Origin of the sequence: Streptomyces sp. NPDC093544 (genome assembly GCF_040683495.1) — a bacterium.
In the GTDB taxonomy this organism is placed as follows: Bacteria; Actinomycetota; Actinomycetes; order Streptomycetales; family Streptomycetaceae; genus Streptomyces.
Map to the genome: position 1 here is coordinate 107,745 of NZ_JBFBEA010000014.1, position 14,317 is coordinate 122,061.

At 71.5% G+C, this 14,317-nt stretch carries 14 protein-coding genes; 6 read left to right on the forward strand and 8 right to left on the reverse strand.

Annotation, left to right across the window (positions count from 1 at the left end; translation table 11 throughout):
• Positions 1-84 precede the first annotated feature (84 nt).
• Positions 85-915: a TIGR02452 family protein gene (locus AB0N66_RS22310; RefSeq protein ID WP_365437777.1), complete on the forward strand. Its 831-nt coding sequence runs from the start codon at positions 85-87 to the stop codon at positions 913-915.
• An 84-nt stretch (positions 916-999) separates the two neighbouring features.
• Here the strand turns inward: AB0N66_RS22310 and AB0N66_RS22315 are convergent, their stop codons facing one another.
• From AB0N66_RS22315 to AB0N66_RS22330, 4 genes are all read right to left on the reverse strand, one after another.
• Positions 1,000-1,446, reverse strand: a complete 447-nt coding sequence (locus tag AB0N66_RS22315; RefSeq protein ID WP_365437780.1) for a type II toxin-antitoxin system PemK/MazF family toxin — start codon at positions 1,444-1,446, stop codon at positions 1,000-1,002.
• 82 nt (positions 1,447-1,528) lie between these two features.
• Positions 1,529-3,022 (reverse strand): SPFH domain-containing protein, encoded by a 1,494-nt coding sequence (locus AB0N66_RS22320; protein ID WP_365437783.1) that lies wholly within the window; start codon positions 3,020-3,022, stop codon positions 1,529-1,531.
• Positions 3,023-3,277: 255 nt separating this feature from the next.
• The gene (locus AB0N66_RS22325) at positions 3,278-3,502 is read right to left on the reverse strand and encodes a hypothetical protein (protein ID WP_365437786.1); all 225 of its coding nucleotides are present in this window, start codon (positions 3,500-3,502) and stop codon (positions 3,278-3,280) included.
• A gap of 71 nt (positions 3,503-3,573) precedes the next feature.
• Positions 3,574-5,010: an amidase gene (locus AB0N66_RS22330; protein WP_365437789.1), complete on the reverse strand. Its 1,437-nt coding sequence runs from the start codon at positions 5,008-5,010 to the stop codon at positions 3,574-3,576.
• Between the two features lie 173 nt (positions 5,011-5,183).
• On the opposite strand from AB0N66_RS22330, the gene AB0N66_RS22335 reads away from it, so the two are divergent.
• The 3 genes from AB0N66_RS22335 (at position 5,184) to AB0N66_RS22345 (ending at position 8,941) form a co-directional block, all read left to right on the forward strand.
• Entirely contained in the window at positions 5,184-6,218 is a 1,035-nt protein-coding gene (locus AB0N66_RS22335) for a LacI family DNA-binding transcriptional regulator (RefSeq protein ID WP_365437792.1), read from the forward strand.
• A gap of 69 nt (positions 6,219-6,287) precedes the next feature.
• Positions 6,288-7,466 carry a 4-hydroxybenzoate 3-monooxygenase gene (locus AB0N66_RS22340; protein ID WP_365437795.1) on the forward strand — a complete coding sequence of 393 codons (1,179 nt, stop codon included), beginning with the start codon at positions 6,288-6,290 and terminating at the stop codon, positions 7,464-7,466.
• A gap of 38 nt (positions 7,467-7,504) precedes the next feature.
• Positions 7,505-8,941 (forward strand): benzaldehyde dehydrogenase, encoded by a 1,437-nt coding sequence (locus AB0N66_RS22345; RefSeq protein ID WP_365437797.1) that lies wholly within the window; start codon positions 7,505-7,507, stop codon positions 8,939-8,941.
• 18 nt (positions 8,942-8,959) lie between these two features.
• Here the strand turns inward: AB0N66_RS22345 and trxA are convergent, their stop codons facing one another.
• Entirely contained in the window at positions 8,960-9,337 is a 378-nt protein-coding gene (gene trxA, locus AB0N66_RS22350; protein ID WP_365437800.1) for a thioredoxin, read from the reverse strand.
• A 119-nt stretch (positions 9,338-9,456) separates the two neighbouring features.
• Here trxA and AB0N66_RS22355 point away from each other — a divergent pair, with 119 nt between their 5' ends.
• Positions 9,457-10,890 carry an NAD(P)/FAD-dependent oxidoreductase gene (locus tag AB0N66_RS22355; protein WP_365437803.1) on the forward strand — a complete coding sequence of 478 codons (1,434 nt, stop codon included), beginning with the start codon at positions 9,457-9,459 and terminating at the stop codon, positions 10,888-10,890.
• Between the two features lie 176 nt (positions 10,891-11,066).
• On the opposite strand, the gene AB0N66_RS22360 is transcribed toward AB0N66_RS22355, so the two are convergent.
• Positions 11,067-11,723, reverse strand: a complete 657-nt coding sequence (locus tag AB0N66_RS22360) for a peptide deformylase (RefSeq protein ID WP_365437805.1) — start codon at positions 11,721-11,723, stop codon at positions 11,067-11,069.
• 203 nt (positions 11,724-11,926) lie between these two features.
• Here AB0N66_RS22360 and AB0N66_RS22365 point away from each other — a divergent pair, with 203 nt between their 5' ends.
• Complete coding sequence (locus tag AB0N66_RS22365; protein WP_365437808.1) at positions 11,927-13,330, forward strand: PepSY-associated TM helix domain-containing protein; 1,404 nt, start codon at positions 11,927-11,929, stop codon at positions 13,328-13,330.
• Positions 13,331-13,414: 84 nt separating this feature from the next.
• Here AB0N66_RS22365 and AB0N66_RS22370 read toward each other — a convergent pair whose 3' ends face one another.
• On the reverse strand, positions 13,415-13,762 hold the full coding sequence (locus AB0N66_RS22370) for a tetratricopeptide repeat protein (RefSeq protein ID WP_365437811.1): 348 nt from the start codon (positions 13,760-13,762) through the stop codon (positions 13,415-13,417).
• Positions 13,763-13,862: 100 nt separating this feature from the next.
• On the reverse strand, positions 13,863-14,303 hold the full coding sequence (locus tag AB0N66_RS22375) for a MarR family transcriptional regulator (RefSeq protein WP_365437813.1): 441 nt from the start codon (positions 14,301-14,303) through the stop codon (positions 13,863-13,865).
• Positions 14,304-14,317 lie beyond the last annotated feature (14 nt).

The window sequence follows — 14,317 nt, forward strand, 5'->3', positions numbered from 1 at the left end:
GACCAGCATCGCTCACGATGCGTTCATGAGCACGACGGGGGAGATCGCGCGGGACGCACTCATGGCGCATACGGGGGTGGCGCCATGAGTGCGCGCCTGCGCGGTATCGCGCACCACACGGAAGAGATCGTCGCGGCGGGTTCGTACCGCGCTTCCGACGGGCGCGAGGTGCCGATCGCCGCGGCGATCGAGGCCGCGCGGGCGGGGACGCGGATGTACGGGCCGCAGCCCGTGGAGACACCCCAGGTCAGCGCCGTGGACACGACGTACGAGGTCACGGGCGAGAGCAGCCTGGAGGCCGCCCGGCGGCTGGTGGCCGGAACGGACCCCGTCGCCGTCCTGAACTTCTCCTCGGCGCGCAATCCCGGCGGCGGCTACCTCAAGGGCGCGCAGGCCCAGGAAGAGGCCCTGTGCCGGGCCTCCGCGCTGTACACCTGCCTGCTGCGGGCCCGGCCGTTCTACGACCACCACCGCGCACACCGTGATCCGTTCTACACGGACCGTGTCATCCACTCACCCGCCGTGCCCGTCTTCCGTGACGACCGCGGGCGACTCCTCGACGAGCCGTACCCGGCCGGTTTCCTGACGGCCGCGGCACCCAATGCCGGGGTCGTCCTGCGCACCGCTCCGGAGCGCGCGGCCGAACTGCCGCACGCCCTGGCGGTACGCGCCGAGCGGGTCCTGGAGACCGCCGCGGCCCATGGCTACCGGCGGCTGGTGCTGGGCGCGTGGGGCTGCGGGGTCTTCCAGAACGACCCGGCGCAGGTGGCGGGCGTTTTCCACGGCCTGCTGGTCAAGGGCCGCTTCGAGGGGTACTTCGAGCACGTCGTGTTCGGAGTCCTGGACCGTACGGCGGGATCGGCGACGCGCGGTGCATTCGAGCAGGAGTTCGTATCCGAGCTCCGGGTCGGGTGACGCGCCCCCTTTTGGGGGCGCGGGGAACTGCGCGACCAGCCACGACGGACCCGCGGCGAAGCCACGACCCCTACGGCGCAGCGGTCAACGCCACCCGTACAGCTCCTGCAGCCGGCGCACCACGGAGTTGAACCGCATCCGGTCCAGCGCGCACGCCTCGCGCCGCATCCCGTCCTCGTGCAGTCGCAGTACGCGATCCACGTCCACCCATGAGTCCCGGCCGGAGCGGTCCCACGGCCCGTTCCCGATCGGTACCCACTCCCGGTCGCCGTCGTGCCGCTTGCTCGACAGCTGGACGGCGAGAAAGGTCCCCGTGGCCTCCCGGGCGACGACGAGCACCGGGCGGTCCTTGCCCCGGCCGTCGTTCTCCTCATAGGGCACCCATGTCCAGACGATCTCGCCGGGGTCGGGGTCACCGTCGTGCGCGGGGGAGTACTCGGTCCGCACCCGGCCCACCTCGCGGGGCTCGGCCTCCGTGGTCGCGGAGGGGCCGGAACGGCCCGGGACGTCTTCATCGGTCGATGCAGTCACGAGGGTCACGTTACTTCGGGGACAAGGGGGCCAAAGCCCGGGGGCAGGGAGGTCAACTCCCCTGCCCCCGAAGCTCAGCGCCTCACGCCTTGTCCTGTTCCACCGGCACCCTCTCCGAACGCGGCGGCGACACAACGCCGTTGAGCCCCGCGGACCCACTCTCCGCCCCCGTGCCGTTCTGGTTCATGGACGAGAGCAGCTGCCGTGCCAGGCCAAGCCCCGTACCGCCCATGGTGAGTGCCTTGGCGAACATGTCCGACATGCCGTCCGCGCCGTTGAGCAGCACCATGTGCTCGACGTTGCCGAAGGCGCTCGCGCCCGCACGGACGATCTCCGGCCAGTTCTCGGCGAGTTGCTGGGCGACCACGGCCTCCTGGTTCTCGGCGAGGGCGGCGGCCCTCGCCTTGATGGCCTCGGCCTCCGCGAGACCTTGGGCGCGCGTCGCCTCGGCGGCGGCGAGTCCCTTGGCCTGAGCGGCGGCGGCCTCGGCCTCACCGGTGGCCCGGGTCGCCGTCGCGGCGGCAGCGCCCCGCGCCTTCGTCGCCTCGGCCTCGGCGCCCGCGGCCGCCTTGACCCGGTTCGCTTCGGCGGCTGCCGCGAGTTCGGTCTCCTGTGCCTTGGCCTGCGCGGCGGAGATCCGCGCGTCACGCTCGGCCTCGGCCCGTGCGCGCGTCTCGTACGCCTTGGCGTCGGCCGGCTTGCGGACGTCCGCCTGGAGCTGCTGCTCGCGGCGCTGCGCCTCGAGTTCGGCGATCCGCGTCTCCTGGACGACGACGTCCTGCCGGGCGGCGGCATCCGCGAGCGGTCCGGCCTGCTGTGCCTTGGCGGACGCCTTGTCGCGCTCGGCCTGGTAGCCGGCCTGGAGGATCTCGCTGTCCCGGGTCGCCTCCGACATCCGGGCCGCGGCCTTCTGTTCGGCCTCGGTGGCGAGCCGGTTCGCCTCGGCCTGTGCGATCCGCGCGTCGCGCTGTACGGCCGCGGCGTGCGGCATGGCGAGGTTCTTGATGTACCCGGTCGGATCCTCGATCTCGTGGATCTGTAGCGAGTCCACGATCAGACCCAGCTTCTCCATCTCCGTCCCGCAGGCGGCCCGTGTCTGACCGGTCAGCTTCTCCCGGTCGCGGATCATTTCCTCGACGGTCAACCCGCCGACGATGGACCGCAGATGACCGGCGAACACGTTGTGCACCCGCTCCGACATCAGCTTCTGCTGGTCGAGGAAGCGGCGGCCCGCGTTGGCGATCGACACGAAGTCGTCGCCCACCTTGAAGATGACCACGCCCCGCACCTTGAGCGGAATGCCCTGGTGCGTCACGCAGTCCACGTGCAGTTCGGTCTCGTTGAGGTCGAGCGAGATCTTGCGCACCGCCTGCACACCTGGCATGACCAGCGTGCCGCGCCCCGTCACGATGCGGAATCCCATGCCCTCTTCAAGGCCTTCGGTCCGATGCTTCGAACCGGAGATGATCAGCGCTTCGTTGGGCTCAGCGACCCGCCACATGAGCTTGAAGACCACCACGATGAAGATGAGTGCGAGGACAACCGCCCCCGCCACGACGCCGACAACCATCGGCATACGCCCCCTTTTGATGGTGCCCTTTCGGCACCGAACGAGGGGAGTGTGCTCCTGCGCAAGACCGGGGTACAGACGCTGACGGATCCTTGTTGCAATCTTGACGCATACGCCTCTCACCTGGGACGAGAGGCGCACAGACGAGCCAATGGCGCGTCAACTGCCGTACGCCACGGGCGAGTCGGCTGTCGTACGCCCGCTGACACGTCAACTGCCATACGCCGAGAATGCGTTGACGGTCGTACGACAGCTGACGCGTCAGCTGTCGTACGCCGCGGAGACGTACACGGTCCGCGGCGGCAGGTACTCCACCACCATCACCACCGTGCCCGGCTCGATGCGGTCCTTCGCGATGGAGGGATACGCGAGAAAATGTTCGGCGCCGCCACGCACCCGGACGATCACCTCGCCGACAAGCCCGGGCCCGATCGTGCCGGTGACCCGCCCCATCAACCCGACCATCGACGCATCGCCCATCGTCACAGACTACGTGCGGTAGCCGCTGGTCACAGCGTGGCGGACGAACTCCCTTACGCCGTGCCGGACGAACTCCCTTACGACGCAGGGGAGTCCGCGGCGGTCGCGGGCGGCGGCCACAGTTCGTGCCAGCGCTGGTCCGCCTCCAACTGGGCGACCAGGGAGACAAGCAGCGGCTCGCTGTTCGCGGGACCGAGCAGTTGCGCCCCGACGGGCAGGCCGTCGCCCACGAAGCCCGCGGGGACGTTGACCCCGGCCCAGCCCAGCACGTTCCACGGCCAGGCGAACGGGCACGCGGCGATCATGGCCCGGTCGGTGCCGAAGCCGCTCAGGTTCACCATCGAGCCGACGCGCGGCGGGGGAGCGGCGGTCGTCGGCGCGAGGAGAACGTCGTACGTCTCGAACAGGGCGCCGATTCGCCGGTGCAGCGTGGCCTCGGCCCGGCGGGCCAACCGGAGCGGGGCTCCGCCGAGGACCCGTCCCAGCCGGGCGGCGTCGCGGCTCCGCCGGTCGAGGAGGTCCTGCCGCGGCGCGTCGCGTACCCGTTCGGCGAGGCCGACCGTCGCGCGCGGGATGAACGACAGCCCGATCTGCCCGTACCGCGGCTCCGCCTCCTCCACCACGTGCCCGAGCGCCGTCAGCCGCTCCGCGAGCGCGAGGACCCGTTCCCGTACGGCGGGATCGAGGTGGGCGGGCAGCGCCGTGAACGGCGGCTTGAGCGACAGCGCGATCCGCAGCCGGCCCGGATCACGGCCCACCGCGTCCGACACGCGCAGCGCGGGGGGCCGGTGCAGATCGCCGTCGTGCTGACCGCTCGCCGCGTCCAGGAGAAGGGCCGCGTCGGCGACCGTACGCGCGAGCGTTCCGTTGACCGTGATGCCCTGGAACGACTCCGGGCGCGGCCAGGTCGAGATTCGGCCACGCTGCGGTTTGATCCCGATCAGATGGGTCCAGGAGGCCGGGATGCGGACGGAGCCGGCGCCGTCCGAGCCCAGCGCGGCCGGGACGAGACCCGCGGCCACGGCTGCGGCGGAGCCTCCGGAGGAGCCGCCCGGCGTGTGGTCGGCGTGCCAGGGGTTGCGGGTGGCGCCGAAGGCGGGTCCCTCGGTGAAGGGCCACTGCCCGAATTCGCAGGTGTTGGTCTTGCCGATGACGATCGCGCCGGCCGCGCGCAGGCGGCGTACGGCCTCCCCGTCCGCGTCCTGGGGCGGGAACTCGCCCCGGCAGCCGAACGCGGTCGGCTCGCCCGCCACGTCCATGTCGTCCTTCACCGCCACGGGCACCCCGAGCAGCGGCCTTCGCACCCCGGCGGCCAGTTCCCTGTCCGCCGCGTCGGCCTCGGCGAGCGCCGCTTCGGCGCGCACCAGGCGGAAGGCGTTCAGGGAGGGCTGGGTGGCCTCGATCCGGGCCAGCGTCCGTTCGACCGTCTCGCGCGCGGTCACCTCGCCGTCGGCAAGGGAACGGGCGCATTCGGCCAGACCTGCGGCACGGTCGGGCGCTGTGTCTGGAGCCATGTCGGGAGTCAACGGCGGACACCTCCGAAGCACGTCGTCTACCGAACGGTAACCTCCGGACGGGCCGTCCGGTACGGGATGTCGAACATCCTTTGCGGAAGGGGGAGTTCCGGCCACCTGGGGTCGCCCGACGCAAAGCCGCGGGCCGTGATTCTGCAAGGATGCGTCACGTCATGGTGCAGATACCGAAGCAGTCCACCCCGCCGGCGCCCGCACAAAGACCCGTGCCGACGAGTGCCGATGTGGCCCGCCTGGCGGGCGTCTCCCGCGCGACCGTCTCGTACGTCCTGAACAACACCAGTGCCGTCCGGATCAGCGAACCCACCCGCCGCCGTGTCCACGAAGCGGCCAAGGAGCTCGGGTACGTCCCGCACGCCGCCGCCCGTAGCCTGCGCGCCGGCCACAGCCGTGTGGTCCTGATGCCCGCGCCTTCCGTGCCCGTGGGCCTGCTCTACAGCCAGTTCTTCAACGAACTCCAGTGGGCTCTGAGCCGACTCGAGTACACCGTCGTGCAGCACGGCAGCGCCGGACTGCACGACGACGAGGCCGCCCGTGTCTGGGCCGAGCTGCGGCCGGTCGCCGTACTCGTGCCCGGCAGCAGGCTCGGCCCGGAGGGCGTGGCCGTCCTCAAAGGCTCCGGTGCCCGTGCGGTGGTCACGCTGGGTCCCGAGCGCGTCGAGGGCGCGCACGCGCTGCTCATGGACCAGGAACGGGTCGGCCACTGCGCGGGCGCCCACCTCGCGGCCCGTGGCCGGCGCCGCATCGGCGTCGTGGTGCCCCGGGAGGCCGGCCTGGAGGTCTTCTCCGGGCCCCGCCTCGAAGGCGTACGACGTGCCCTGCACGGCACCGGCGCGACGGTGACCGAGCTGTCGCTCGCGTATGAGGAGCAGGCCGCCGCGCGGCTCGCGGCGCGCTGGCGCTCCCTCGACCTGGACGCCGTGTTCGCCTACAACGACGAGTACGCGATGCTGCTGAGCCGCGCGCTCCAGGACGAGGGCATCGGCATCCCGGACGAGACGGCTGTCATCGGCGCCGACGACCTGATGCTCGGGAGGCTGCTGCGGCCCCGGCTGAGCACCGTGCACATCGAGCTGCCCTCGGGTCGCGATCTCGCCGAGCTGGTGGACCGTGTGGTGCGCGAGCCCGGTGCCGCAACCGAAGCGCACGAGGTGCTGGGCGCGAGAATCGTGCATCGCGAGTCGAGCTGAGAGAGGCTGGGACTGTTCCCCGGCTGAATGGGGACTATTCTCCGGCTGAATCGGACACGGAGGCGCGCCATGCGGACCACGGTCGGCATCATCGGCGGGGGTCCCGCCGGGCTGCTGCTGGCCCGGCTGCTGCACCTGACGGGCGTCGACTGTGTCGTCCTGGAGGGCAGGACCCGGGCGTACGCCGAGCAGCGCCAGCGCGCCGGGATGCTGGAGCAGGGCACGGTCGACGCGCTGCGCGAGGGCGGCGCCGCAGACCGGCTGGACGCCGAGGGTCTGATCCACCACGGCATCGAGCTGCGCTTCGACCGCGAACGCCATCACATCGACTTTCCCACCCTCACCGGTGGCCGTACTGTCACGATCTACGCCCAGACGGAGATCGTCAAGGATCTCATCGCCCTCCAACTCGCCGACGGACCAACGCTGTTGTTCGAGGCCGAGGCGATCGCCATCGAGAAGCCGGACAGCGACGCACCCCTCGTCCGCTTTGTGCACCAGGGGCGCGAGCAGACCCTGAGCTGCGACTACGTGGTGGGCTGCGACGGTTCCCACGGCATCGCGCGCGAGGCGTTCCCGGCCGGGGCGAGCCGCACTTACGCGCACGACTACCCCTACTCCTGGCTCGGGATCCTCGCCGACGTGCCGCCCTCCTGCGAGGAGTTGATCTACGCGCGCGGTGACGGGGGCTTCGCCCTGCACAGCATGCGCTCACCGTCCGTGTCACGGCTGTACCTCCAGGTCCCGAACGGCACCGATGTCCACGACTGGCCCGACGAGCGCATCTGGGACGAGCTCGCCTCGCGTTTCGCGATCGACGGCGACTGGCGGTTGGAGCGCGGTCCCATCACGTCCAAGTCTGTGACGACGATGCGGAGTTACGTCCACGAGCCGATGCGCTACGGACGGCTCTTCCTCGCCGGGGACGCCGCCCACATCGTGCCGCCGACCGGCGCCAAGGGACTCAACCTCGCGGTGTCCGACGTTCGGGTACTGGCGCGTGGCTTCGCGGCGCTGCACCGCACGGGCTCGGCCGAACTCCTCGACCGGTACTCGGAGTTGAGCCTCGACAGAGTCTGGCAGGCCACCCGCTTCTCGTACGACATGACTAGGATGTTGCACGCTCATCCAGACGGGGATGCCTTCGAACGCCAGGTGCAGCTCGCACGTCTGCGCCGGATCACGGCATCCCGTCCCGCGGCCGCCGAACTGGCCGCGAACTACACGGGATTACCCCTCGCCCTGTGATGTCCCGCTGCTGATCAGCGATCGATCGGAGAGCCGTCATGCCGCTGCTCGACCCAAAGACCTGGCAGTCCCGCACGTTGTCGGGCGGTGAGTACGCGGTCACCGAGCCCGCCACCGGCGAGGCGCTCGGGAGCGTCACGCTCGCCACCGCCGGGGACGTCGCGGCAGCCGCGCGGACCGCCCGCGCCGCCCAGTCCGACTGGGTCAAGGCCCCGCACTTCGTCCGTGCCGCCGTCCTGCGCAAGGCGGGCGACCTGTTCGCCGCCCACGCCGACGAACTGCGCGACTGGATCGTCCGCGAGTCCGGCTCCATACCCGGCAAGGCCGACTTCGAGCTCCACGTCGCCGCCCAGGAGTGCTACGAGGCGGCCGCGCTCGCTTCGCGCCCGACCGGCCAGATCCTGCCGTCGGAGGCGCCGCGTCTGTCGTACACGCGACGCGTCCCGGTCGGTGTCGTGGGCGTGATCGCCCCCTTCAACGCCCCGCTGATCCTCTCGATCCGCTCCGTGGCCCCGGCGCTCGCGCTCGGCAACGGTGTCGTCCTGAAGCCGGACCCGCGCACCGCTGTCTGCGGCGGCCTCGCGCTCGCGGCCGTCTTCGCGGAGGCGGGTCTCCCGGAGGGGCTGCTGCACGTGCTGCCCGGTGGCCCCGAGACCGGGCAGGCACTGGTGGCCGACCCCCAGGTGCCGGTCATCTCGTTCACGGGATCCACTGCGGCCGGGCGCGCGGTCGGTGAGGCCGCCGGCCGTCAACTCAAGCGCGTACACCTGGAGTTGGGAGGCAACTCCGCCCTGATCGTGCTGGAGGACGCCGACATCGACGCCGTGATCTCCACGGCGGCCTGGGGCTCGTTCTTCCACCAGGGCCAGATCTGCATGACGACGGGCCGCCATCTCGTCCACGCCTCGCTCTACGACGAGTATGTCGAACGGCTCGCCGCCAAGGCCGACTCACTCGCCGTCGGCGACCCGCACCGCGCGCAGGTGCACCTCGGGCCGATCATCGACAGCGCCCAACTCGCCAAGATCCAGGGGCTGGTGGAGTCCAGCACGGCACGCGGGGCGAAGCTGGCGGCGGGCGGCACGCACGAGAAGCTGTTCTACCGGCCCACGGTGCTCGCCGGAGTCGACGACTCGACACCCGCGTACGCGCAGGAGGTCTTCGGCCCGGTCGCGCCGGTACGTTCCTTCGCGACCGTCGACGAGGCCGCGGCCCTCGCCTCGGCGGGACCGTACGGCCTCTCTCTGGGGATCGTCACCCGGGACACCGCACGCGGCCTCGACCTCGCCGACCGCATCCCCACCGGCATCGCCCACATCAACGACCAGACCGTCAACGACGAGGCCGTCGCACCCTTCGGCGGCATCGCGGCCTCCGGCACCGGCGCCCGCTTCGGCGGTGAGGCCAACCTGGAGGCCTTCACCGACGTGCGCTGGACGACGGTACGCGGGGACGTGGCGCCGTACCCGTTCTGAGCGTGAGCGCGGGAGAACCTACTGGCCGGCCTCGGCCTGCTGCTCGGCGACGGACTTGCGGACCTCGTCCATGTCCAGCTTGCGGGCCTGGCCGATCACGTCCTCCAGGGCGGCCTGCGGCAGCGCACCGGGCTGGGCGAAGATCGCGACCTGGTCGCGGACGATCATCAGCGTCGGGATCGACCGGATGTCGAAGGCCGCGGCCAGCTCGGGCTGCGCCTCCGTGTCGACCTTGGCGAACACCAGGTCCGGGTTGGCCTCGGCCGCCTTCTCGTAGACCGGGGCGAACTGACGGCACGGCCCGCACCAGGACGCCCAGAAGTCGATCAGGACGAACTCGTTGTCCTTGACCGTCTGGTCGAAGTTCTCCTTGGTGAGCTCCACGGTGCTGCTCATGCCTGTCTCCCTCTTTCTCGGGTCGGTTCGTGCCGGTTCGCACAACGCCGCCTGCCGGTGCCGTATTCCGCGCCCGTACCCGTGTGGCCACGAAGCACACCAGGAACCAGACTGATCCCATGACGGAAACGGAATCCATCGCGTACGACGTCGTGGTGCTCGGTGCCGGGCCCGTGGGGGAGAACGTCGCGGACCGCGCCCGCGCGGCCGGCCTCTCCGCCGCGATCGTGGAGAGCGAACTGGTCGGCGGCGAGTGCTCCTACTGGGCCTGTATGCCCAGCAAGGCCCTGCTGCGCCCGGCCATCGCCCGCGCCGACGCCCGCCGCGTGCCCGGCCTCAGCCAGGCGGTGCAAGGCCCCCTCGACGCCCCCGCGGTCCTCGCGCATCGCGACTACTTCACCTCCCACTGGAAAGACGACGGCCAGGTCGGCTGGGTGGACGGCATCGGCGCCGACCTCTACCGCGGGCACGGGCGGCTCGCCGGATCACGCACGGTGACGGTCGAAGGGCCGGACGGCGAGCAGAAGGTGCTGACCGCCCGGCACGCGGTCGCCGTGTGCACCGGCACCCGCGCCCTGCTCCCAGACCTGCCGGGACTCGCCCAGGTCAAGCCCTGGACCAGCCGCGAGGCCACCAGCGCGCAGGCCGTGCCCGGCCGGCTCATCGTGGTGGGCGGCGGAGTGGTCGCCGTCGAGATGGCCACGGCCTGGCAGGCCCTCGGCTCCCAGGTCACGGTCCTGGTCCGCGGCAAGGGCCTGCTGCCCCGCATGGAACCCTTCGCGGGGGAACTGGTGGCCGAAAGCCTGCAAGAAGCGGGCGCGGACATCCGCACCGGCACCTCCGTGACCGCGGTGACCCGCGAGGGCTCGACCGTGGTCGTCCTGACGGACACCGGTGACCGCCTGGAGGCCGACGAGATCCTCTTCGCGACCGGTCGCGCGCCCCGCACCGACGACCTCGGCCTCGACACCGTGGGCCTGGAAGCGGGGTCCTGGCTCGACGTGGACGACAGTCTCCGGGTGATCGGCAGCGAGTGGCTGTACGCGGTCGGCGACGTCAACCACCGCGCGCTCCTCACCCACCAGGGCAAGTACCAGGCCCGTATCGCGGGCGCCGCCATCGCCGCCCGCGCGGCCGGCGTACCGCTCCTGGAGACGGACCCCTGGGGCGCCCACGCCGCCACCGCCGATCACGCGGCCGTCCCCCAGGTCGTCTTCACCGACCCGGAGGCCGCCGCGGTGGGCCTCTCCCTCGCCGAGGCCGAACAGGCGGGCCACCGGGTCCGGGCCGTGGACGTCGAGATGTCCTCGGTTGCGGGCGCGGGTCTGTACGCGGACGGCTACCGCGGCCGGGCCCGCATGGTCGTCGACATCAACCGCGAGATCCTCCTCGGCGTCACCTTCGTCGGCCCCGGCGTCGGCGAACTGATCCACTCGGCGACCATCGCCGTCGCCGGCGAGGTACCCATCAGCCGCCTGTGGCACGCGGTCCCGTCCTATCCGACGGTGAGCGAGGTGTGGCTGCGGCTGCTCGAGGCCTACCGGGATGCGTAGCCGGCCCGGGGGGATGGCGCGGCTCGGTGGGGCAGGTTGAGGCCGAGGGGCGCGGCCGTCTCCTGCGGTGTGGGCTGCGCCGTGTGGCTGCTTGAGGCCTACCGGGACGCGTGGTCGAGCGGTTGGCAGGGTGCCATGCCTGCACCGGGGCACTCTGGCACCGCGGCCGGAGCGGCTCAGTCGGGCAGCGTGAAGCCGAGGACCGCGGCCGCCTCATCCGGCGTCGGCTGCGCCCAGTGCTCCGCCATCGCCTGGTTCGAGGACAGCGAGCGCGTCTCCGCGCGGTCGAGATAGAGCACACCGTCCAGGTGATCGGTCTCGTGCTGGACGATTCGTGCGGGCCAGCCCGTGAACACCTCGTCGATCGCGTGACCCTCCTCGTCCAGCGCGCGCAGCCGCACCTCGGCGTGCCGGGGCACCACGGCCTGCCAGCCCGGCACGCTCAGGCAGCCCTCGAAGAACACCGCCCGGTCGGCGCCGATCCCCTCGTACGACGGATTGACCAGCACCCGGAACGGCTGCGGCACCCGCCCGCGCACCAGCCGCACCTCTTCGGACACCGGTGCCGGGTCCTCGATGACCGCGAGCCGCAGCGGTACGCCGACCTGCGGCGCCGCGAGGCCGACACCCGGCGCCGCGTGCATCGTCGCGCGCAGGGCGGCGACGAAACGGGCCAGCAGCCCCGCGTCCAACTGGCCGTCGAAGGGCTCGGCGGCACGGCGCAGCACCGGGTCTCCGGCGGCCACGATCGGCAACGGGCCTTCGTGGGAGAGGAGTTCCTCGACCTGGTCGCTGAGGGAGCGGGAGGCGCTGGGGTCACGTTCGGATGCCATCGCGCCAGGATGTCAAGCGGTCCGGCGCGGAGCGAGGCGGCGCAGGGCGCGTCCCTCACCTTCCTCCATGTGACGCACACCACTTGTCGGCCCGGGAACTCGACGCGCCCACGCTCCGACTACTGGACCGCCACCGTTGGAGGGAGCCCCACTCCCGGCCCACGGCCCGATCCCGTCCCCTGCCTGACCGGAGAACCCCGCCGATGTCCACCGCTCCCCCGATCACGACGGACGAGTCCCCGCAGTCCGCCACGCCGGCACCCACCCGAAGAGCCTGGTCCTCGCTGCGTCCCCTGGTGCTGCGCCTGCACTTCTACGCAGGAGTGCTCGTCGCCCCCTTCCTGCTGGTCGCCGCGGCCACCGGCTTCCTGTACGCCGCCTCGTACCAGGCCGAGAAGATCATCTACTCGCACGAGATGACCGTCCCCGTCGGCGACGAGAAGCTGCCGCTGTCCGAGCAGGTGGCCGCCGCCCGCAAGGCCCACCCGGAGGGCACGATCTCGGCGATACGCCCCTCGCCGGAGGCCGATGCGACGACCCGGGTGATGCTGTCGGGCACCCTGGGCGTCGACGCCGATAACACCCTCGCGGTCTTCGTCGACCCGTACACCGCGAAGGTGCGCGGGGCCCTGGAGCAGTACGGTTCCACCGGCGCGCTCCCGGTGCGGACCTGGATCGACGAGTTCCACCGCAACTTGCACCTTGGCGAGAACGGCCGCCTCTACAGCGAACTCGCCGCCAGCTGGCTCTGGGTGATCGCGGGCGGCGGCCTGGTGCTGTGGTTCGCGCGCCGACGTTCGCAGCGCAAGGTGCGTGGGACGAGCGGGCGCCGCCGCACCCTGGGGCTGCACGGCACCGTCGGCGTCTGGGCGGCGATCGGATTCATCTTCCTCTCGGCGACCGGCCTGACCTGGTCGACGTACGCCGGGGCGAACATCGACGTCCTCAGGACCTCGCTCGGCCAGTCGACGCCCTCTGTCTCCGCGGCGGCGGGCGGCGAACACGCGGAACACGAGGCCGCGGCCTCGGCGGGCGACGCGGCGGGCGGAGCGGGTATCGACCAGATCCTCGCCGCGGCCCGCGCCAAGGGCCTCGGCGACCCGGTCGAGATCACCCCGCCCGCCGACGCCTCTTCCGCCTACGTCGTCAAGCAGGTCCAGCGCAGCTGGCCCGAGAAGCAGGACGCGGTGGCCGTCGACCCGACGACCGCCGAGGTCACCGACGAACTCCGCTTCGCCGACTACCCGGTGCTCGCCAAGCTGACCCGCTGGGGCATCGACGCCCACATGGGCGTCCTCTTCGGCCTGGCCAACCAGATCGTGCTGATGGCCCTCGCGGCTGCGCTGATCCTTCTGATCGTCCTGGGGTACCGGATGTGGTGGCTGCGCGGTCGCGCCTCCGCGTTCGGCCGTCCCATCCCGCGCGGCGCCTGGCAGCAGGTCCCGCCGCAGATCCTGGTCCCGGCCATGGCGGCCATCGCCGTGCTCGGCTACTTCGTCCCGCTGCTCGGCATCCCGCTGGCGGTGTTCATCGCCGTGGACGTGCTGCTCGGCGAGATCGCGCACCGGAGGGGGAAGCGTACGTACGCCGACGGAGCCGCCAGGTAGCGGCGGGCGGGGGTCGCTCAACTCCCCGAGGGTGCACGCGAAAAGGCCGGTCACCGTGGTGACCGGCCTGCCTTCGCAGGGCTGTTACACCTGCTCGAAGTCGCCCGCGAGCGCCGAGGCGATCCGCAGGTGCGGCTCCGCCTCGTCGGGCCGCCCCTGACGCTGAAGCGTGCGCCCCAGCATCAGCCGGGCGTAGTGCTCGACCGGGTCGAGTTCCACGAGTACGCGCAACTCGGCCTCGGCGCGCCACAGTTGGGCCGAGTGATAGTACGAGCGGGCCAGCAGCAGCCGGGGTCCGACCAGCTCCGGCACCTCCTCGACCAGTCCACTGAGAACCCGCGCCGCGGCGGTGTAGTCCCTGGCATCGAAGAACATCCGCGCCCGCTCCCAGCGCTCCGCGGCCGTCCCGTGGTCGTAGTACTTCATGTCCACTGCTGACCTCCTTTGACGGGGTCAACGGCAGGAGTTGGTTGAATATTCCACTACATCGGGCCGGTGGGGTTCGGGGGGCTTTCAGAGGGGTTCGGTGAAGTCACGCGTCGCCGAGCTCCGCGTTGGCCCGCTCCGTGACCAGGGTCAGTACGCGACCGGCGGTCGCCAGGTCCTCGGCCGAAATGCCCGCGTACAGTCGGGCCGAGACCTCACGTACGCCCGGTTGGATCCGGTCGAAGAGCTCCTGGCCGCTGTCCGTGAGGGACACCTGCCCCGAGGCTGACTCTTCCAGCAGCTTCAGGGCCGCCAGCTCGTCGACGATCTCCCGGGCCGGCGACTCCTCGATCTTCAGCGCCCCGGTCAGGCGGCCGATGAGCCAGTCGTGCTCGACGGTGCCGCCCTTGCCGACGACGGCATTGAGGGTCACCGACTGGTGGAACGTGGTTCCGGTGCGGGCCAGCACTGTCTCCAGTACGGCCCGGCTCGAGTAGTGGGCCAAGGCTATGACCTGGCCGTTGGCTGGGGGAGTGGCGGTGGTCATGACTGCTCCTTCTC